17 protein-coding genes are annotated in these 20,174 nt (G+C 67.2%); 10 read left to right on the top strand and 7 right to left on the bottom strand.

Annotated elements, in window-relative coordinates; all coding sequences use genetic code 11:
* The first annotated feature begins 46 nt into the window (after positions 1-46).
* The 4 genes from FHY06_RS22920 to FHY06_RS22905 all read left to right on the top strand — a co-directional run bounded on the left by FHY06_RS22920 (position 47) and on the right by FHY06_RS22905 (position 7,776).
* Positions 47-643, top strand: coding sequence for a hypothetical protein (locus tag FHY06_RS22920; protein WP_126183331.1), 597 nt, complete (start codon positions 47-49; stop codon positions 641-643).
* A 28-nt stretch (positions 644-671) separates the two neighbouring features.
* Positions 672-2,075, top strand: a complete 1,404-nt coding sequence (locus FHY06_RS22915) for a CsgG/HfaB family protein (protein WP_026346647.1) — start codon at positions 672-674, stop codon at positions 2,073-2,075.
* Positions 2,076-2,183: 108 nt separating this feature from the next.
* On the top strand, positions 2,184-6,908 hold the full coding sequence (locus tag FHY06_RS22910) for a beta strand repeat-containing protein (RefSeq protein ID WP_184606372.1): 4,725 nt from the start codon (positions 2,184-2,186) through the stop codon (positions 6,906-6,908).
* A gap of 85 nt (positions 6,909-6,993) precedes the next feature.
* Positions 6,994-7,776 (top strand): Crp/Fnr family transcriptional regulator, encoded by a 783-nt coding sequence (locus tag FHY06_RS22905; RefSeq protein WP_019657054.1) that lies wholly within the window; start codon positions 6,994-6,996, stop codon positions 7,774-7,776.
* Positions 7,777-7,828: 52 nt separating this feature from the next.
* On the opposite strand, the gene FHY06_RS22900 is transcribed toward FHY06_RS22905, so the two are convergent.
* The 3 genes from FHY06_RS22900 to FHY06_RS22890 all read right to left on the bottom strand — a co-directional run bounded on the left by FHY06_RS22900 (position 7,829) and on the right by FHY06_RS22890 (position 10,243).
* Entirely contained in the window at positions 7,829-8,467 is a 639-nt protein-coding gene (locus FHY06_RS22900; protein ID WP_240649957.1) for a Crp/Fnr family transcriptional regulator, read from the bottom strand.
* Positions 8,468-8,555: 88 nt separating this feature from the next.
* Positions 8,556-9,203, bottom strand: coding sequence for a Crp/Fnr family transcriptional regulator (locus FHY06_RS22895; protein ID WP_184606371.1), 648 nt, complete (start codon positions 9,201-9,203; stop codon positions 8,556-8,558).
* Positions 9,204-9,280: 77 nt separating this feature from the next.
* The gene (locus FHY06_RS22890; protein WP_184606370.1) at positions 9,281-10,243 is read right to left on the bottom strand and encodes a helix-turn-helix transcriptional regulator; all 963 of its coding nucleotides are present in this window, start codon (positions 10,241-10,243) and stop codon (positions 9,281-9,283) included.
* Positions 10,244-10,589: 346 nt separating this feature from the next.
* Here FHY06_RS22890 and FHY06_RS22885 point away from each other — a divergent pair, with 346 nt between their 5' ends.
* The 5 genes from FHY06_RS22885 (at position 10,590) to FHY06_RS22865 (ending at position 13,049) form a co-directional block, all read left to right on the top strand.
* Entirely contained in the window at positions 10,590-11,054 is a 465-nt protein-coding gene (locus tag FHY06_RS22885) for a response regulator transcription factor (protein ID WP_019657050.1), read from the top strand.
* Positions 11,055-11,120: 66 nt separating this feature from the next.
* Positions 11,121-11,411 carry a DUF1330 domain-containing protein gene (locus tag FHY06_RS22880; protein WP_184606369.1) on the top strand — a complete coding sequence of 97 codons (291 nt, stop codon included), beginning with the start codon at positions 11,121-11,123 and terminating at the stop codon, positions 11,409-11,411.
* Positions 11,412-11,500: 89 nt separating this feature from the next.
* The gene (locus tag FHY06_RS22875; RefSeq protein ID WP_184606368.1) at positions 11,501-11,893 is read left to right on the top strand and encodes a DUF7668 domain-containing protein; all 393 of its coding nucleotides are present in this window, start codon (positions 11,501-11,503) and stop codon (positions 11,891-11,893) included.
* Positions 11,894-11,965: 72 nt separating this feature from the next.
* Positions 11,966-12,580 (top strand): hypothetical protein, encoded by a 615-nt coding sequence (locus FHY06_RS22870; protein WP_184606367.1) that lies wholly within the window; start codon positions 11,966-11,968, stop codon positions 12,578-12,580.
* Between the two features lie 34 nt (positions 12,581-12,614).
* The gene (locus FHY06_RS22865; protein WP_184606366.1) at positions 12,615-13,049 is read left to right on the top strand and encodes a VOC family protein; all 435 of its coding nucleotides are present in this window, start codon (positions 12,615-12,617) and stop codon (positions 13,047-13,049) included.
* Positions 13,050-13,171: 122 nt separating this feature from the next.
* Here FHY06_RS22865 and tuf read toward each other — a convergent pair whose 3' ends face one another.
* The 4 genes from tuf to FHY06_RS22845 all read right to left on the bottom strand — a co-directional run bounded on the left by tuf (position 13,172) and on the right by FHY06_RS22845 (position 19,070).
* Positions 13,172-14,365, bottom strand: coding sequence for an elongation factor Tu (tuf, locus tag FHY06_RS22860; protein WP_221404338.1), 1,194 nt, complete (start codon positions 14,363-14,365; stop codon positions 13,172-13,174).
* 710 nt (positions 14,366-15,075) lie between these two features.
* Entirely contained in the window at positions 15,076-16,389 is a 1,314-nt protein-coding gene (locus FHY06_RS22855) for a DUF8696 domain-containing protein (protein ID WP_184606365.1), read from the bottom strand.
* Positions 16,390-16,554: 165 nt separating this feature from the next.
* Positions 16,555-18,327, bottom strand: coding sequence for an ATP-binding response regulator (locus tag FHY06_RS22850; RefSeq protein ID WP_260310595.1), 1,773 nt, complete (start codon positions 18,325-18,327; stop codon positions 16,555-16,557).
* 56 nt (positions 18,328-18,383) lie between these two features.
* Positions 18,384-19,070, bottom strand: a complete 687-nt coding sequence (locus FHY06_RS22845; protein WP_019657043.1) for a response regulator transcription factor — start codon at positions 19,068-19,070, stop codon at positions 18,384-18,386.
* Between the two features lie 429 nt (positions 19,071-19,499).
* On the opposite strand from FHY06_RS22845, the gene FHY06_RS22840 reads away from it, so the two are divergent.
* The gene (locus FHY06_RS22840) at positions 19,500-19,892 is read left to right on the top strand and encodes a VOC family protein (protein WP_019657042.1); all 393 of its coding nucleotides are present in this window, start codon (positions 19,500-19,502) and stop codon (positions 19,890-19,892) included.
* The last annotated feature ends 282 nt before the right edge of the window (positions 19,893-20,174 follow it).

The raw sequence follows: 20,174 nt of genomic DNA, 5'->3' as shown, positions 1-20,174 counted from the left end.
CGCTCGCCCGGTCTCCATGTTTTCCATTTCCCTTCGCAGGACTTCCATGCCCATCCAACTCGACCAGGTCTCCGGCAACGTGCGTGCAGCGCGTGCGCGGCGGCCGTCCACCGTCTCCTCTTCGGCAGCAGCCGCGCGCACCGCGCTGTGCCTGCTGCTCACCGCGGCATGCGCATGTGCGTCGGCCAACAACGTCGGCGAGAACAGCGCCTGGCAGTTCCAGACCGCCGCCGACAAGGCCAACCAGGCCGCCGTGCAGGACATGATCCAGCGCAAGAAGGCCGGCTCGTACGGCGCGGCCAACTACACCACCAACAACTACATCGGCCGCCAGTACAACTGCGACGTCACCTCGACCGCGCAGGGCAACCAGGGCACCAACAGCACCACGGCCAACTCGCCCGGCACCAGCGGCGCGTCGGCCAACTCCACCGGCAACTCGAACACCGGCATGGGTGGCGGCGGCACGGTGAGCACCGGCCAGGCCAACAGCGGCGCCGTGGGCTCGGCCGTGATCGGCTCCACCACCAGCAACGTGCAGGGCTGGTCGAGCCAGGCACTGAACTCCAACCAGACCAACACCGGCAGCCAGAGCGCAAGCATCAGCGGCAGCTCGGCCTGCGCATTCGGCGCACTCAACTGACCACCCAACCGACAGGGAAGAAAAAGGAATGACCCCATTCAAGTCGATCCGCGCGCTGCCGCGCGGAAAAGCCGCATCGCGCGCGCTGGCCGCCGCAGCGGCCGTCACGAGCCTGGCCGGCTGCGTCGTCGCGCCGCAGCAGCAGATGGCGCCCAAGGAAGCGCCCGTGGTGCTCGGCCCGGCCGTGCGCGAGAACGTCACGCCCATGGAAGCCGTGCTCGCCTGCTTTGGCGACCACGTGGCAGCCACGCAGCGCCCGCCGATCGTCATCACCGTGGGCGACGTGAAGGACTACACCGGCAAGTACAGCATCAACGAAGGCAACGCCATCACGCAGGGCGGCGCGCTGATGGTGTATTCGGCGCTGGGCAAGCTCGGCGGCGCGGTGCAGGTGGCCGAGCGCTTCGACCCGGTGATCGCCGAGCGCGAACTCGGCTACGCCGACCGGCGCCAGCTCGGCGACGGCCGCACCCACCAGCTCGCAGGGCCCAACGGCGGCCAGACGGTGCCGTGGCTGCCCTACTTCGGCGGCTCGATCAACAAGTCCGACTACTTCATCGTCGGCGGCATCACCGAGCTCAACTACAACATCAATTCGGGCGGCGCCGAGATCGGCGTGAACCAGGTGGGCGTGAAGGCACGCACCTTCAGCCAGTCGGTGGGCATCGACCTGCGCATCGTCGACACCAAGACGCTGATGATCGTGAAGACCATCAGCCTGACGAAGCAGTTCAACGGCTACGAGGTCGGCTTCAACGTCTTCCGCTTCTTCGGCAGCAAGCTCTACGACATCGACGTCGGCGCCAAGGGCCAGGAGCCGGTGCAGATGGGCGTGCGCGCCGCGCTCGAAGAGGGCGTGGTGCGCCTGGTGGCTGCCGTGTCCAAGGTCGACCCGAACCCGTGCCTGGGCATGCGCATGACGGGCGAGCTCAGCCTCAAGCCCGCCGAGCAGATGCGCACGGTGCCCAACCCGCTGGTCGACGCCTCGGGCATGCCGGTGCAGCAGGGCGAGGCCGTCAACGCGGCCAGCCAGACGGGCGCAAGCCTCACGGGCACCAGCCTGCAGATTCCCTTCGAGTTCGGCGCGGCAGCGCTTACGGGCGGGACGCTGAACCTCATCGACCAGATCGCGGCGGCCGCTGCCAAGGCCCCCACCGAGGTGGTGCTGGTCGCTCGCGACACCGAGAACTGGGACGCGGGCAAGCGCGACCTGCTCATCGACCAGCGCATCGGCGTGGTCACCACCGCACTCGCCTCGCGCGGCATCGCGCCCGGCGGCATCAGCGTCACATGGCGCCCGGACAAGGCAGACACGTCGATCCACCGCGACGGGCCCGGCCTGCAGGAGATCGCCAAGCTCCGCGTCCAGGGCGCGGGAAGGGGTGGGCCGGCCCGTCCGGTCCGTGAGGAGAACGCAACCGGAGGGAAGTAAGCAACCGAAAGGCACCAGCAAGTCTTCACCACAGGACGACGCGACGTCCGTCGTCCCGCTTTTTTTCATCGAACCAGTCTTTTTTCCAGATCCATCAAAGGAAGAACCATGCAGAAGAACCGCAGCAGGAATCCGCGCGGCCGCGCCAACGGCGCACCGCTCAGCAGCATCGGCCTGGCCGTGCTGGCCACGCTCGTGGCCGGCGGCGCGCAGGCAGCCGACACGACGGTCTCCACCATCCCCGCGGTGGCAGTCAATACCACGGCCTACCAGAGCGTGCAGTCGGTGCAGGACAAGTCGCAGCCCGTGACGGCCACCGCCGCCGGCAGCGTCATCGACGTCACGACCACCGGCGGCCAGACCGGCGGCAACAACACCGTCACGCAGAACAGCGTGAAGGCCAGCGCCACGGCCAATACCTTCACCAACGCCGTCGACCTGTCGCTCGCAGGCGGCACCGGCCCGGTGCCCGCCGAAGGCGCGGCCTCCCTGGGCGTGCAGACCAACAGCGGCGTGATCTCCAGCGCCGCCACCGGCAACACGGTGAAGGTCGAGCTCGACGGCTTCTCCAGCGGCGGCGCGGCCAACACCGCCAACACCATCTCTGCGAACACCACGCTCAATAGCGGCTCCTCGACCATCTCCGGCACGGTGCCGGTGGACTACGCATCGACCACCCCCGGCTCGGTCATGCTGAACTACTCGCCCGTGGGCGCGAGCAGCGCCGTGCGCGGCAGCCTGGTCTCGACCTCGGTGCAGCAAGGCGCAGGCGCGGCCTCCACCGCCGCCGCCAGCGGCAACACGGTGTCGCTCACGCTGACGGCCGATGGCGAGAACAGCGTCGCCGCCGCGCCCGCGCTCGACGGCAACACGGTCTCGGCCACGCTCAAGGGCAACACCGCCAACAGCACCATCAGCGTCCAGTCGGGCGGCGCGCCGGCCTTCACCGGCTCGGCCGTGGTATCGAACCAGCAGCTGAACCAGTCGATCGCTCCCGTCACGCACACGGCCTCGGCCACCGGCAACGGCGTGATCGCCTCCATCGGCGGCAATGCCGCCGGCGACACCAATACGCTGACCGGCTCGCTCTCGGTGCAGGGCAACACCATCTCCAGCACCGCCACCGGCAACGAAGCGCTCGGCGCCACCGCCGGCACGGCCGGCAACCGCATCGTGCTGGCCGACGGCGTGTCGGTCTCCGGCTCCGGCGGCCCGGCGATCAACAACGGTTCGTACAGCGCCGGCAACCTGTCGAGCGTGCTGATGGCCGACCTGGCCGTGTCGAACAGCCAGGGCAACGTGGGCGTGTCGCTCTCCGCCGCAACGCAGGGCTCGGGCGCACTCGCCTTCGCGCAGTCGGTGGACGGTGGCGCGGTCACGGTCGCGAACAACGCGGCCACCGCCTCGGCCACCGGCAATGCCGCGTCGAACGCGATCCTCAGCGGCAAGGATGCCGCCGCGTTCACCGCGACCGCCGCCCTGGCCAACCAGCAGAGCAACTACAACGGCGGCGTGAGCGCCGTCTCGGGCCCGACCGTCATCGGCGCCGCCACCGGCACCGAGAACGGCACCAACAACGCTGCAGCCGTCTCGGTCACCGGCAACCGCTCGGCCGCCACCGCCTACGGCAACAACGCCAGCCAGAGCCTCGCGCTCGAAGCCAACGCGCTGCCGTTGTCCGGCACCACGGCCGTGCTCGCAGGCGGCAGCCTGCCGGACGGCAACGTCAACGCGTTCGGCGCGGCCACGGTCACCAACCTGCAGAGCAACTACTCGGCGCCGGTCTCGGCGCAGACGGTGGGCTCCGTCGTCGGGGTGCTGGCCGATTCGCGCGGCAACGGCGGCGACACCATCCACGCCAGCAGCTTCACCGTGGGCGGCAACACGCAGGAAGCCGTGGGCGTGAGCAACAGCGCAAGCAACGCGCTGTCGCTGACCGGCACCACCGTGGGCTCGGGCGCAGGCGTGTCCAGCGTGCAGGTGACCGACGGCGGCTCGCCGGTCGGCGCCCTGCTCTCGGGTTCCACCGCCGCGGCCTACCTGGGCACGCACGCCACCGACAGCACCGTCGCGCTCACCAACAACCTGCAGCGCGCCGTGGCCTACGCCAACTCGGCAGCCAACAGCCTGAACGTGACCGCCAACAGCGCCAACGTGGCCGCCATCGACTCGCCCGCATCGGTCGCGACGCCGGCGCTGGGCACCGCCACCGTCACCGCGGCCTATGGCGTGCTGAGCAACCAGACGGCCGCCGGCGCAGTGAGCGCGGTGGCCGACGGCGCAGGCATCCTGCCCATCGGCGCGCAAACCGTGCTGATCGAAGGCAACGTCACCCGCGGCAGCGTGTCGAACCAGGGCAATGCCTTCGTCGCCGCCGCCTACGGCAACGATGCGACCAACGCCGCCAAGCTGGCACTGGGCACGGGCGCCACCCTGGCCGGCGCGGCACCGGTGGGCAACGTCACCAGCGTGCAGAACGCCGCCGGCTCGACCATCACCGCGACCGCTTCGGGCGCCAACGTGGTGGCCACGGCCATCGAGGACGACGTCGCCGCCTCCACGGTCGCGACCTCCGGCAACCAGCTGCAGGCGCTGGCCTACGGCAACCGCGCGAGCGGCAACACGCTCGACGTCTCGGGCAACACGCTGGCGACCCTCACCGCGCAGCCGCGCGCCGTGATCGCCGGCGGCACCGCCACGACCGATGCCGCCTTCAGCGTGCAGAGCGCGCAGACCGCCTCGGGCAGCCTCACCGCCTCGCTGCGCACCGGCGACGCCCCGGGCGCGACCGCTTCGCAGATCCGCACCCAGATCGGCGGCGACGTGACCGGCTCCAGCGTGGTGTCGAACGGCAACAGCGCCAGCGCAGCCGCCACGGCCAACAGCGCCACCAACGGCCTGACGCTCGCGGGCAACAGCCTCTCGACCTCCAGCGCGGTGCAGAACGTGCAGGGCAGCAGCGCATCGGTGCAGGCACTCGCCGGCCAGGCCGGCACGCCGGGCACGCCCGCGTCGCCTGCGACGCCGTTCACGTACAACGCCCACGTGCTGGACCCGGATGCCCTGGGCGGCAGCACGCTCGGCGGCAACACGACCATCACCAGCGGCACGCTGGGCGTGCAGCAGTCGAGCCTGACCTCGCAGGAGATCGCCTACCTGACCTCGCACGGCTGGACTGTCGGTACTGGCGTGAACAGTGGCCTGCTCACGGCACCGGCGAGCATCCTGGGCACGGTGACGACCACCACGTACGACAACCTGCGCAACGCGCAGTCGGTCGCGTTCGGCGCCACCATCCCCGGCACGTCGGCCGTCGCCGCCATCCCCAACCAGGGCGGCGTCACCGTCGCCGTGGGCGGCAACGTCACCGCCTCGCAACTCGCCGTCAAGGGCAACAGCAGCAGCGCGGCCGTCACCGGCAACAGCGCGACCAACAGCGCCTCGGTCACGGGCAACGCGATCGCCTCGGGCGGTGCGACCACGGCCAGCGCAGGCAGCCTCGCGCTCGGCGCGACCGGCGCACAGGCCGACCACACGGTCTCCAACGTGCAGCAGGTCACGGGCGGCGCGGCGCTGTCGACCAGCGTCTACGGCACCTATGCCATCGACGCGGCGGCCGGCGCGGTCATCTCCGGCTCGACGCTGAGCGTGTCCGACAACAGCCAGCGCGGCAGCGCGGTGGCGAACACGGCCACCAACAGCCTGAGCGTGACCGGCACCAACGTGGCGAGCACCTCGGCGCTGTCGTCGGCGCAGTCGGGCAACGCAGCCGTATCGGCGGCTTCCGACCTCGAGCTGTATGCGCCTGGCGCGGTCTCCGCGTCGTCGGTGGACCTGTCGCGCAACAAGAACGTGTCGCTGGGCGTGATCAACGATGCCACCAACTCGCTGAGCGTGACGGCCTCCAACGTGACGCCGCCAGGCGCCGCCATCAACGCACAGCTGACGGCCGGCACCGCCAACGGCGATCACGTGCTGAACAACGCGCAGACGGCCACCACCTCGGTGAGCAGCAACGCGACCACGCGCCTGTACAACCAGGACCAGACGGCCTCGGCCACGACGGGCCTGGCCAACGGCACGGCAACCATCAGCGGCAACACCACAACCGCCGAAGCCTCGGCCAACCGTGCCGACAACAGCGTGGCGCTCAACGGCGCGGCGGTGCTGGGCGCGAACGCCGGCCTGAACAACAGCCAGTCGAGCAGCGCGGCCGTCACGGCCAGCGCGTCGACCTCGGCGACGTTCAAGCTCGAAGGCACCTCGCCGGCCACGGCTGCGGCGCTGAACAGCGGCATCACCATCGACGGCAACAGCACCACGGCGCTGGCACGCGGCAACGCAGCCAGCAACGTGCTGAACGTGTCGGCTGGCAGCGGCTATGCCGCGGCATCGCCGGTCGCGGGCAGCTCGGCCGGCGGCGCCACGCAGGCCACGGCGGCACTGCTCAACACGCAGGGCAACAGCGGCAACGTGTCGGCCAGTGCGAGCGGCACGTACCAGGTCGCGCTCAACGGCGTGACCGCGGGCACCGCCCCCGGCATCACGAACGGCACCGCAGCGCTGACGGGCAACACCGTCGCCGCGCAGGCCTACGGCAACACCGCCACCAACGCGGTGACCGTGGCTGCCACGGCGGCCAACCGTCCGACGGTCGCGGTGGGCAACTACCAGACCAACAGCGGCGCCATCACCGCGACCGCCACCGCCGTGAACTACGGCGTGGGCGTCACCGGTGCGGCCGCAGGCAGCACGCTGCGCGCCGCAGGCAACCAGGTGACGGCGACCGCGGTGGGCAACTCCGCCGTGTCGACGATCGCCTCGGCCCGCTGAGCATCGTCCCCTGCCCCGGCCGGTGCGCTGCGCGCCCTGCCGGGGCTTTTTCCGCCCGCCTCCGGGCCGGGCATTCGCGCGAACCATGTACCTGCATCCACTCATCGCCAACGTGCCGCCAGCGGAGCGAGCCGCGCTCGTCCAGAGCTGCGAGCTGCGCTCATTCAGGCGCAACGAAATCGTGCTGGAGGCCGACACCTGGACCGACCGCATCTATTGCGTGGCCAGCGGGCTGCTGCGTGTGGTCGCCCACGGCAAGGGCAGCGCGCAGGCCAGCGACGTCACCACCGACTTCATCCGCCAGGACGACTTCTTCCTGAGCCCCTCTTTCGCCGAAGACCGCTACCAGGCCATGCAGACGCTGGTCGCCGCGCTGCCTTCGGCCGTCTACCTGGTGCCCGTGGCCGCCATCCGCCGGCTGTGCGGCGCATATCCCGAAGTGGCCATCGGCCTGCTGACCCTCGCGATGAAGCGCATGAGCGTCATCCGCAGCCAGCTGCGACGCATCTCGGCGCTGTCGGCCGAAGACCTGGTAGGCCGCGTGCTGCACCAGCTCACGCTGCTGGCGCCCGCGGGTTCGGGCGGATACGACAAGCGCATCACGCAATCGGTGATCGCCTCCTACTCGGGCCTCTCGCGCGAGGTGGTCAACAAGACCATGCGCGACATGGAGAACCGCGGCCTCGTACGGCGCGACGAGGATGGAATCCATGTGCAGCCCGACTTCGCCGCCACGGACTTCGGCGGGCTGCTGCCCATCGAGCAGAGCCTGTCGGCGGTCGAGCCCTACCAGCACGACCCGATGCTTCCGCCGGAGTTCTTCGACATGCGGCACGCGGGCCGAAGCGGCGAATCGCAGGAAGATTGAATCCGGCAGGCCGGCTGCGGCCTGCCTGCCCCCTTGCCCTACCTCGAGCGGATCAGGCGAAGTCGGTCGTCGCGAAATCGTCGACGACGTACACGCCGTCGTCGTCACGGCGCACCACGCCGCGCAGCTCGAAGTCGCGCATGGTCTTGTTGACCACCTCGCGCGACAGCCCGGCGTACGAGGCGATCACCGATTGCGTGATGCGCTTGTCATAGCCTTGCTCGCCTGCCGGCGCGAGCCGCGTGAGCTGCTGCAGTACGCGAAGCACGGAGTCTTCCGCCGTCAGCACGGAGATGCGATGGAACTGGCCGCGCAAGGTGCTCATGCGCTTCATCGCGAGCCCCAGCAGGCCGAGCGCCACTTCCGGATGCCTGGTGCAGAGGCTGCGCATCTCCCCGATGGGTATCAGATACACCGACGAGGGCAGTGCGGCAATCAAGGTCTTCTTCGAGCAGTAGCTGTCTTCCTGCATCGACAGATGGAAAAAGAAGTCGTTCGGACCGATGAACTCCGTGGTCATTTCCGCGTCGCCTCGCTGATTCAACGAAACCACGCGCAGCAGGCCGCTCGCCACGCAGTAGATCTGGTCGGTTGAATCGCCGGCTGCAAGCACGACTTCATTGCGCTTGTAGGAATGCAGGCGGGTGGATTCGCCGAGCTTGGTGCGCTCCGCCAGCGGCAGACTCGCCATCAGGGGATGTAGGTACATCATCGAATGGTGCTTCCCAAGGCCGCTTCGAGGGAACACACAAACATGGGAGGCCGCGCATGCGATGCGCTCAGGCGGCCCGCGCAAATGTATGCATGACATGCACCGCATGCGCGTCGCGCCGCAGCAGGCCGCGCTGCTCCATGTCGCGCATGGTCTTGTTGACCACCTCGCGCGACAGGCCCGAGTAGGAGGCGATCATCGATTGCGAGATGCGCTTGTCGTAGCCGCCCTCGCGCACCGGTGCCAGCTGGGTGAGCTGGTGGAGCACGCGATGGACCCGCTCTTCCGAAGGCAGCGTGGACACGCGCCGCATCTGCCCGCTCAGCATGCCCATGCGGCTCACGACGAGGCCCAGCAGCGCCATCGCGACTTCGGGATGGCGCGCGCACAGCTCGCGCATGGCCATCACCGGCACGAGGTACACCGACGAAGGCAGGACCGCCACCAGCGACTGCTCTGCGCGGTAGCGGTCTTCGCCAACCGGCAGATCGAAGAAGCCCTCGGGCCGGATGAACTCGCTCGTGACCTCGGGCCTGTCGCCGCACTCGGGCGTGACCACGCGCAGCAGCCCTGTCGCCACGCAGTAGAGCTGGTCGGTCGATGCGCCGGCTTCGAGCACTGTCTGGTTGCGCTTGAAATGCGACAGCCGGCACAGCCGGGCGAACGACGCACGCTCCGCCGCCGGCAGGCTGGCTGTCAGGGGATGCAGATACATGGGCGCGCATGATTCGCGAAGGCGCGCGCCGCGTCTTCTCAATGCGCGCAGGCGCCCCATGCTGCCGTGCCAGTTGCTCAGTGATCCGTGTGGCGGCCTTTCTCCCGTGCATCGTTGGGCGCCATGCCGTAGGCCGCACGGAACACGCGATAGAAGGTCGCGATGCTGTCGAAGCCGCAACGGTAGGCGATGTCGGTGACCGAGCAAGCCGGCTGCGCCACCAGCATGCGCGATGCATCGGCCAGCCGCATCGCAGTGAGCGTGCGCGCGAAGGATTGCCCCGTCGGCTCGAACAGCACATGCACCTGCCGCAGCGAGATGCCCAGCTCGCGCGCCACAGCACCAGGCGACAGTCCCGGCTGCCGGAGGTCGCGCGCAAGGATGCCCCGTGCCGCATGCAGCAGGCCGCTGCGAAGCGCAGCGCGGCTCTCCGGCAGGCCCGGTGCGAGCCGGCCGCGCGACACCAGGGCCAATCGCACGATGTGCGCCACTTCGGCGTGCGGATCGGGAATGTCGGCCGGTCTCGTGGTCAGCGCGTGGAAGAGCGCCATCAACGGTCGCGCGACCGGCAGGTTTCTGTCGAGCGGCGTGGCGAACAGGTCTTCGGCCTCGGCCCCCAGCAGCAGTTCATGCGTGAGCGGGATGCGCAGGGTACGGAAATCGAAGCCGTCGGAGCGCTCCGGCACGCCGGCATAAGGCAGGTCGGAATGATTGACGAGCAGGTCGCCCTCGCGCACGCGCTGCGGCGGCGCACGGCCCACGCCGATCCACCCCGGGCCGCGCACCTGCAACCCGATGCACAGGCTGCGCCCCGCGACACGCGCGATGTCGGACGGTGTGCGGCTCACGCGGTAGGAGGACGCGCGCAGCTCCGACACGGTGGCCGTGCCGACCGCCACCGCGGCGAACCGGCCCTCGAACTTGTCGCGCCGCGCGCGGTCGAGTTCGATGGTCACGCCGAACAGATGCCGCCCTCGCACCTCGCACCAGTGGTCGAAGCGGTCCTGGGGTCGGATGTCGTCTGTGGTGAAGTTCAGCATGGCCGTCGGCGTCTGGGGCGCGATATTGCCAGATTAATTACTTCTTCGTACATCCGAATTGAGCAGTACGGACCGCGTCCGCGGGGCTTTCCAGGGGTCGTGATCGGCCAGACTGCATTCGAACGCGGTACCGCTGGAGCCGATCCACGAGCTTCGGACTCTTTGCACCGGAATGTGATCCACAGCACATCCGGGCCGATATAGCGAGTGCGCCGGAGCGAGGCGATTAATACCATCGACTTCGCTCGGTAGCGCCAAGGACAACGGTCCGGAAGCCGTCGGGCCCATACAGCCTTCCCTTCCACTTTCCATGATGCAGTCCGTTCACGCTCCAGAGGATTTCTCCATGCCCGTGCACGCCGGCCGCTCCGCTCATGCGATGGCGGTGGCCGGTGCCCTGTGCGAGTTGTTCACCCAGGCCAGCGAAGTGCAGCTCGCGTTCCTGCTGCGCTCCATCGAGACGGGCGACGCGCCGGCCGCAGCACGCGCGGCGCAGGGCATCCTCGGCGCCATCGCGTCTTCCGCTGCGGGCTGCAAGCCGGCGCCCGACGCACTCACCTCGCCGCTGTCGTCGCGAGAGCTCAAGGTGCTGTGCATGATCGCCGGCGGCTCCACCAATCGCGAGATCGCCGATGCGACCCACCGCTCGATCAACACCATCGAGGCGCAGGTGAAGAGCATGTACCGCAAGCTGGGTGTGCGCTCGCGCACGCAGGCCGTGCGGGAGGCGATGCAAAGGGGCCTGCTGATGTGGCGCGACGAGGATGCGCAGGTGGCCGTGGCTCGCGCGGAGATTCCCGCAACCTGCTGAGGCCAGGGGCTTCTCGGACAGGCAGGCTATATTGCCCGCTGGTCCAACAACGAGAGAGAAGCCAACATGGCAAAAGCCTATTGGGTCAGCGCCTATCGCGCCATCAAGGATGCGGACAAGCTCGCAGCCTACGCAAAGCTGGCAGGTCCGGCGATCACGGCAGGAGGCGGACGCTTCCTCGCGCGCGGCCTGCCTGCCAAGGTCTACGAGTCCGGCCTGTCCGAACGCACCGTGCTGATCGAGTTCGACAGCCTCGAGAAGGCCACCGCCACGCACGACAGCCCCGAATACAAGGCCGCGCTCGACGCACTGGGCGATGGCGCCGAGCGCGACCTGCGGATCATCGAAGGGGTTTGAAAGCCCATTGAAAGCATGTTGAAAGACCCGGGCCTCGCCTGCACGAGGCCCGTGCGCGCAGCGTCCATTCTTCCTTCGCATCAGCCACCATGGCCCACCTGCCAGCCTCCGCATCCGACGAGGACCTGATCCATTTCGCAGACGAATGGGCCAGCCTGCTGGAGGCGGAAGACTACGTGGCGGCCTTCGCGTTCACTGCGCACGAGCCATCGATGAGCTGGACGCCGGAACTGATACGCGAGGTCATCAAGTCGTACGGCGAATGCAGCGCCAGCCAGAAGGTCACGCTGCACGGCAAGCCCACCGACATCTCCCAGCGCAAGGAAGTGAGCCGCTGGCACGAAGACGGCAGCAGCGGCATGGGCGAGATCTGGTACGACCTGAACATCGACGGCCATGCCTCCGACCTCACCGCGACCTTCCACGTCGAACAGGGCGCCGACGGGCTCACGGTGCGGCTGAACGACATCCACGTCATGTAGCGCCACCGCCGGCTGCGGCCGCAGCGTGGATGCCTGACACACCGACACCCACCACCTCCGCCTCTCCTCAGCATGAAACTGCCGACCTACGACCGAGACGCGGCGCGCGCCCTGATCAAGGAAAAAGCCGACGCACCTTTTTCCGCCTTCGATGTCGCCAGCCGCGCGCATCAGCGCCAGGACAGGAAACTCCACGCGGAGGCCGCCCTGCTCTTCTGCCTCGCGACCGAAAGGGCCGAGGCCGAGCACCGCGCGGATCAGTCCAAGCCCAACCAGGCGATGAACCATCTGGTGCGCGCAGGCATCGCATTCAATCGCGCGGCGCAGGCCGAGACCGCGGAACCCTTGCTGCGCCAGGCCATCGCCTTCGACTGGGCCGGCCACGGGCTGGCGCAGGACAGCCACATGGTCGAATGGGGCTTCTTCCAACTGCTGCTGAACGCCCGCGGCGAACCCGAGCGCTTCGCGCAGCTCTTCGATGAAGCCGTGGCGCGGTGCGCCGAGATCGGCAGGGACTACACGGCCATCCATCCGCACCAGGAGGAACTCCTGGAGATCGCCATCGGCATCGGTCACCGCCCCATCGTCGAGCGGCTCGCCGCAAGGATCGCGGATCGACGGCCGTCCAAGAAGGCGGTCAAGGAGTTGTTGGCACGGGCAAAGGCCTTGCTCGCCGCTCCTGCCTGATCACCGGCAATCGAAAGAAGGGAGATCGAAGGACATGACGATCAAGCGAATGGACAACGTCCTCATCGTGGTCGACGACCTCGAGGCAGTGAAGGCTTTCTTCCTCGAACTCGGCCTCGAGCTCGAGGGCCAGACCACGGTCGAGGGGCCCTCCGTCGGAAGCCTCATCGGGCTCGCGGATGTGCGCGCCACCCTGGCCATGCTGCGCACGCCCGATGGTCAGGGCATCGAGCTCGACAAGTTCCACACGCCCGACGCGATCAGGTTCGGACCGGTGGATGCGCCGGTGAACACGTTTGGCCTGCGCCGCATCATGTTCGCCGTCGACGGCCTCGACGCCGTCCTCGCGCGCATGCAGGCGCATGGCGCCGAACTCATCGGCCAGATGCAGTACGGGCAGTCGTACCGGCTCGCCTACATTCGCGGTCCTGAGGGCATCATCGTCGGGCTGGCCGAGCAGTTGGGCTGATCGCAAGCGACTCGCCTGAGTCCTCGATATCCCCGCGCATCACGTGCGGCGGCGATCGAGATGAAAAAAAAGCCCCTGCCGTCCGACAAGCAGACGACAGGGGCAATAAAGGCATCAGCCTTTCAGCCGAGCACCTCGGTCACGATGCCCGCACCGACGGTCTTGCCGCCTTCGCGCATCGCGAAACGCATGCCGCTCTCGATGGCCACGGGCTTGTTCAGCTCGAAGCCGATCTGCGCCTGCGCACCCGGCTCGACCACACCGGTCTCGGTATCGACCCGGATGACACCCGTCACGTCGGTCGTCCCGAAGAAGAACTGCGGCTGATAGCCGGAGCCAAACGGGGTATGGCGACCACCTTCCTCCTTGCTGAGGACGAAGATCTGAGCACGCCCCGTCCGGTACGGCTTCAGCGCACCGGGCTTCACCACGACCTGGCCTCGCACGACATCGTCGCGCTTGACACCGCGCAGCAGCAGCCCGACGTTCATGCCGGCCCGAGCTTCGGCAACATCCTTGTGGAAGGACTGCACGCCGGTCACGACCACCTGTTCATCGCCGTCCGAAGCAAGGCCGACGATCTCCAGGCTGTCTCCGACGCGGATCACGCCGCGCTCTACGCGCCCGCTGACCACAGTGCCGCGGCCTGTGATGGTGTGCACTCCTTCGACGGGCATCATGAACGGCCCGTCGTAGTCGCGTACCGGGTCAGGGATGCGCGAGTCCAGCGCGTCCACGAGCTCGACGATGCATCGCACGTCCGGCCCTTCGAGTTCGCCGCGTTCAGCGGCGGCCAGGGCCTTCAGCGCGCTGCCGAAGACGAAGCACGCTTCGTCGTAGCCGTGGGAAGCCAACAGCGCGCCGATCTCCATTTCGATCAACTGCTCGATGTCGGCACGGTCGATCTCGGCAACGAGGTCCATCTTGTTCACGAACACCACGATGTGGCCGACGTTCACCTGGCGTGCCAGCAGCACGTGCTCGATGGTCTGCCGAGCGGCGCCTTCGGTGCCGTCCACCAGCAGGATCGCCCCGTCCATTTGCGAGGCGCCGGTGATCATGTTCTTGATGTAGTCGGCATGGCCGGGGCAGTCGATGTGCGCATAGTGACGGCTGTCCGACTCGTACTCGACGTGCGAGGCATTGATCGTGATGCCGCGTTCGCGCTCTTCCTTGGCGTTATCGATCTGCCCATAGGAAAGCGCCCTGCCGCCAATGCGAGCAGCCTGCACGAAAGTAAGAGCAGCCGTCAGCGTCGTCTTGCCATGGTCGACATGACCGATGGTTCCGACATTCACATGAACCTTGTTCATCATCGTTTTCTCCAGTTTTGAGAGTGATAGACCGATCCGCTTCGCTGGCCAGGCGAAACATTCGGCGGGTTGTCGGCGCGCGCGCCAGACTCAGGGAGCCCGCTACACGGGCAAGAAAAAAGCCTGCCGGGTGGACCACCCGACAGGCTTTTCTTTGCCTGAAGGATGGACCTCCAGGCACACATGGACCTGGAGGCTCTACACGAACCACTCCACCGAAAAAGCGCGCAGCGCTGCCGCGACAGCAAGTGCAGCGAAGGGAAGTTCTCGTTCGAAAGTCATTTCCAGATCTCCAGTTAGGCAGGCAAAAAAACAAAAAACCCGGTGGCTTTGGGCCTACCGGGTCTTTGAACTCAGGAGGCCGAGCCTCCAGGGGAAAGGCTCTACGAAAGCAACTCAGCAAAATATGCACGCAGCACATCCGCCGCGGCTGCGCGGATCGTCGATGCGTATTGCGTGGTGGGGTTCTGCTTCATGATCTTTCGTACTGTCGGCCGTTGGCCGTACTCGATGGTTGCAAATCTTTGGGGAGCGGAGGCTAACACCACCATCGAGTTCGGGCAACAGGGCCGTTGCACAACCGCTGCAACAGCGCCCTGCGAGCTGAACATCGGCGCGTGCTCGACACAGGACTTCTTCGCAGGTGAGCCCAAGCACCGCTTCCACACATCCTCAGCCCGGCCTCACCTGCAAGCCGGACTTTCCGATGCACTTCAAGGCGCCGGCGTGAGCTTGAAGATCTTGTTGCCGTGCGAGGCACCCACGTACACGGTGCCGTCGCCGGCCACCGCCACGCCGATGGGAAAGTTGAAGCTCAGTGCTGCGCCGGTGCTGTCGCGCAGCGTGCTGATCTCGCCAGAGGGCGCGACCACTCGCGCCACGCCGTCCCAGGCGTGGGTCAGGAAGACGTTGTTGCTCGCGTCCACCGTCACGCCGTAGGTGTAGCCGATCTTGGCCGGCGTGGCGGCCGTTCCGTCGGCAAGGCCGGGTGTGGTGCTGGTGCAATCGCCCAGCAGCGTGCTCACTTCGGCGGTGGCCACGTCGATCTTGCGCAGGCACAGGCTGTCGGTGTCTGTGTCGTAGAGCGTGCGTCCGTCGCGGCTGATCGCCAGGCCCTGCGGGCGGGCGAACTGTGCGGCGGTGCCGACTCCGTCGAGATAGGCCTGCGTGCCGTCACCCGCGAGCGTCGTGGTGGTGCCGTCAGCGGCCACTTTGCGCACGCGCTTGTTCTCGAGGTCCGCCACGAACAGGTTTCCTGCGCCGTCCAGCGCGATGCTGGCGGGGGTGTTGAACAACGGAGCCGAAGGACTGTCTGCATAGCCGCTGCTGCCGGAGCCCACCCAGGTCGTGAACGTGGTCGCGTTGGGAGCGATCTTGTTGATGCGATGCCGCTCGCTCACATACAGGGTTCCATCGGCCGCGAGTGCCAGGCCGAACGGCGCATTCATGCTCGAGACAGGTACCACTTCGGCACCGTTGCCGCTGGCCGTGTCGATCCTATAGACCGCACCGTTGCCGCCCATGGCCACGTAGAGATTCGCGCCGCTGGAGTCCAGCACCATCTGATAGGGACTGCTGTAGGTCACGCCCGTGGTCGCCAGCACGGTCGCGACCCAGGGCTTGACCGTAAGCGTCGCAGCCTGGCTGGTCACGCTGCTATCTGCGCCGCTCACGCGCACGCGAAGCTTCTGACCACTGTCGGCGAGCTGATTGGCTGCAGTGGTGAAGCTGTCGCTCGTAGCGCCGGAAACATCGGTCCAGCTGCTGCCGCCATCGACGCTGCGCTGCCATTGGTAGGCCGTCGCGCGCACCGCCTGCACCTTCAACGTGGCGGCCACGCCCTGGCCGATGGTGATATCCGACGGCTGCGTGGTGATGGCGACCGCAGTTTCCTCGGGTGCAGGTGCGGGTGGCAGCGTTCCCTGCGACGCAGGCGCAGGGGCCGGCGCAGGAGCGACGGCGAACCCGGGGAAGCCACCGCCGCCTCCCCCACCGCCGCCGCAGGCGGCCAGCAGGAGATTCGTCATGAGAAGTGCAACGGGTGCACGCCATGCGCGGGAAGCTGTACGTGTGGAATTCATGATGGGCCTTCCTTTTTTCAAAGTGGAGTGAACGAGAAGGCTCCACGGTATGGAAGGCAACACCCCCGATCCAGTGTCGAAGGTCATCGCAACGCAGCAAAAAATTCACGCTCACGAGCGCATGCCGGCAGGTGCCTTGTCGAGCTGTGCCATCGATGCGAGGGCCTGCAGCAGCCTGTCGGCAGCCACCGGCTTGAGCAGGACCTGCAGCCCGGAGTCGCGCATCTGCTGCTGCCGCTGCGGCGCGGTTTCGCCGGTGATCAGCATCACGTGCAGACCGGGTCCGAAGCGTGCGCGCAAACGCTGCGCCGCGGCCAATCCGTCGGCGCCTTCTGCAAGCCGCACATCGCAAAGCAGCACCTCGACGGGCGAGCTCCCTTCCGCGGCGTGCGCCAGCACGGCCTCGGCCTCTGCTTCGCCGGACACCGCGTCGATGGTCACGCCATGGGCATGCAGCAGCCCCGAGACGGCCTGCCGTATCGCGGCCTCGTCGTCGAGGAGCAGCACACGCCGAGGCAGCGGCAAGGCGGTACCCGGGCGAGCCGTCGCCTGCACGACGCCCAGGGCCGACACCGCGGGAAGCACCAGCCGAAAGCAACTGCCCCGCCCCGCGCGCGAACGCACCTGCAGCGGATGCCCCAAAAGGCGCGAGAGCCGCTGCACGATCGACAGCCCGATGCCAAGGCCTCTCGCCCGATCGCGCCCTGGGTTACCGATCTGATAGAACTCGTCGAAGATGCTGCCGAGGTGCTCATCGGCAATGCCGATGCCGGTGTCGCGCACATCGATCCACACCAGAGGCCCGCGTGCACGCGCGGCCACCACCACGCCGCCGCGCTGCGTGTACTTGAGCGCGTTGTCCACCAGGTTGGACAGCAGCCGCTGCAGCAACTGCGGATCGCTCAGCACCCAGCAAGGCGTGGCGCGCAGCCGAAGCTGCAGTTCCCTGTCGGCCGCCTGCGCCGCGAACACATTGTTGAGCGCGAGGAACAACGGGTTGAGTTCCACCGGCCGTATCTGCGGTGCCACCTCGCCGGCATCCAGCCGCGAGATGTCGAGGAGCGTGTCGAGCGAATCGCCGAGCGTTCCGACCGCATCCATCAGCCGCGCGGCGTGATCCCAGTCCTCGCTGCCGCGAAGCTTCTTCTCGATGACCGCGCCGAACAGCGCGATCGCGTGCATGGGCTGGCGCAGGTCGTGGCTCGCCGCAGCGAGAAAGCGCGTCTTCTCCTCGCTGGCGCGCTGCGTGGCGGCGATCTGGAGGCTGAGCTGCTCGGCCAGCGCCTCCTTCTCGAAGCGCATGGTCAACGAAGCGGTCAGCAGCCTGTGGTGCTGCAGCGCGAACATGATCATCACGCACATGTAGAGCAGGCAGCCGCTTGCCAGGAACAGGTGCGTGCTGTCTCCGCGCCAGGCCAGTGCCAGAGTGAGGCTTGCCATGCTCGGCACGATGAAGCGCGGAATGTTCCGCTTGAGCACGGCGAGCGACAGCGCACCGCCCGCACAGCCGCCCATCATCATCACGATCACCATGACCCACAGACCCAGGTGGCGACCCGGCGGCACGCACAGCCACGGAGCGAGTCCCCAGACGCAGGAGCGCAGCAGCACATTGCGCGCATTGAAGCGCGCCCAGTACTCGGGGTGATCGGCCGCGTCGGGACTGCGCCGATAGCGCCGGTACGCACGCCGCAGCGTCAACGCCAGGTGCAGCGCCATCCAAAGCAGCACCTGCCAGCGCCACGTGGACAGGAACAGCGCGATGCCCAGCGACTGCGCCGTGAGAAGGTCCGCCAGATAGGCCCCCGGCGCATTGGCATGGACCGAGGCCACCTGCTCGCGCAGCACGCGCTGGGCGAGTTCTGGCGATTGAGGGTCATTCATCGCCGGCATGCGGACAGCCATCCAGAGAGCCGCATCGCGCGATTCGATCGCGTCCCTTACCGCAGGCTGCTGATGAGCTGCGCGCGCGAGCGCATGCCGAACAGCAGCAACAGCGTGGACACGTGATTCTTGACCGTTCCCTCGGTCAGGTGCGAGAGCTGCGCGATCTCCTTGTTCGACTTGCCGGACAGCACCCAGTCGAGGATCTCGACCTGGCGCGCATTGAGCTGCGGCTGCGGCTCGGCCATCGCGGGCACGGCGTGAGGTGCAGCAACCGGTGAAGCGGTCGACAAGCCCGGCTGCGCGACCAGATCGTTGTCACGCACGTAGCGCAACACCTCGCCCAGGTGCCCCGTCTTGGGCAGGAAGGCCTGCGCCCCGAGCGCCGTCACTCCCTGCATCAACGCCTGGCTGTCCTTGCCAGAGAGAACCACCACACGCGATGCAGGAAACGCGCGCCTGAAACGGACGAGCGTATCGAGCCCCTGGGAGTCGGGAAGATCGAGATCGAGCAGCACCAGCAGATGCGAAGAAAGATAGAACTCGTACAGCCTCAACGCGTCCGCCAGGCTGCGCGCCTCATGCACCGGCACGCTCGCAGTCTCCGCAAGCAACAGCGCCCGCAGGCCCAGCCGCACCAGCTCATGGTCGTCGACCACCAGGATGCCCCGTGCCGGTATGGTCACGCCGGCCTCGCTGCGCGACGGCGCAACATGCAGTGGCAGTGGTGCGGCATTGACCATGGTGCGGGCATCTTAGTGCTCGTGATTGCGATCCCGAAATGACCAAAGTCATGAGGAGGCAGCTGTTTTGCAAGGCGGTGATGTGCTCGACCGAAGGTTCAAGCATCCACACGAAGCTGGATGTCGAGCGCTTTCGATGCCCTTCTACATTGCATCTTCGAATGAAGGGCCTGGCTGCGTTGTACTCGCTCCATCGAGTTCGAATGCTTCGCAAGCTGGAGGGCATAGACAGGATGGCATACGCCTTATGGACGCCTCATCGCATGGCGTATTACGTCCTTGTCTGATCGCCGCGGGGGCCAGTCTTCGTCTTCATCGGTTCCCCCATGGACTGTGCGGTGTCGAAGGCAAGCAGCCGATCGCCACATGGCAAGATTGACTCACACGCCGCCGCATCGATCCAGCAGGCGAATCAACCGGAAAGCATCAATGAAGCTCGGCTACACCATCATCTACGTCCCCAGTGTCGAAGACTCGCTGCGGTTCTTCGAGCAGGCATTCGGCTTCTCTAGGCGCTTCCTGCATGAATCGGGAACGTATGGCGAGCTGGAAAGCGGCGAGACCACGCTCGCTTTCGCGGCACACGAGCTTGCATCGATGAACTTCAATGGCGGTCACGTTGCCGCGTCGGAATCGGAGAAGCCGCTGGGGATGGAACTGGGTCTTGTCACCGACGACGTTGCAGCTGCGCATTCGCGGGCACTGGCTGCCGGCGCTGCAGAGCTGGCACCGCCTCGTGCCAAGCCTTGGGGGCAAATAGTGTCGTATGTGCGCTGTCCGGATGGGGCGCTGGTGGAGCTTTGTTCGCCGGTCGGTGCCTGAGGTCACAGGGCCTCTTCCGCGCCCGGCGCAGACATCCGCACCCATGACAAGCTCGTGGCGCGCATCAGGGCGTACTTTCAGTTGAATAAAGACGCACTCCTCGTGAACAGCTCAAATCCGTACTACGCCAAGAACTACGATGTGTATGCATTGCTTGGTGCGCCAAACTTGCTCCCCTGGCAATGGGAGGTATGGATGAAGATCGAGCCGTTGCTCGCGCCATTTGTCTCTTCCGACCGAGGAAAGCCGACAGTCCGGTCAAGCCAGACCTCAGGTGTGGGA

This window comes from Variovorax atrisoli (assembly GCF_014195185.1).
GTDB lineage: Bacteria > Pseudomonadota > Gammaproteobacteria > Burkholderiales > Burkholderiaceae_C > Variovorax > Variovorax atrisoli.
Note: the sequence above shows the minus strand (reverse complement) of the source record. Positions and strands in the feature narration are given on the sequence as shown.